The 437-nt window shown below is 39.6% G+C and carries 1 protein-coding gene; it reads left to right on the top strand.

What is annotated here, in order from left to right; translation table 11 throughout:
- Window positions 1–371: bactofilin family protein (locus tag CWB76_RS19245; protein ID WP_138609721.1), on the top strand; the 371-nt coding region annotated here is incomplete at its 5' end.
- Window positions 372–437 lie beyond the last annotated feature (66 nt).

Genomic DNA, 437 nt, shown 5'->3' with positions numbered 1-437 from the left:
GCGAAGTGCAGCTCGACGGACGAATCGACGGTGACATTAAAGCCGAACATTTAGTAATAGGCACCTCAGGTGTTGTTGAAGGCGTTGTTGAGGCAAGTAGTGTTGTTGTTAAAGGTAAAATTATAGGCTCTTTAAATGCAAGTGAAGTAAAAATTGAAAATAATGCCCATGTACTTGGCGATATTTTTCACGACACCCTAAGCATAGAGGCCGGTGCTATTATTGAAGGTAGTTTAAAGCAGCGCTTTGAAAAAGAAGTCATTGAACATACTAAAGATAAGCCAAAACCGGTTCACGATGTAAAAGCCATTGTTGATAATGAAGACAGTGGGCTTTCGTTTGTAAATAAGCAGCCTGCTGCTAAAAGCTAGCTACATTAGTTTATAATGGTTTAGCCTGCCTGTTTGGCTAAACCATTAATCACCTCTTTAAAATCC

The sequence above is a fragment of the Pseudoalteromonas sp. S1609 genome (assembly GCF_005887255.1).
Lineage (GTDB): Bacteria > Pseudomonadota > Gammaproteobacteria > Enterobacterales > Alteromonadaceae > Pseudoalteromonas.
The sequence above is the reverse complement of the archived record's forward strand: the minus strand, read 5'-3'. Positions and strand labels throughout refer to the sequence as shown.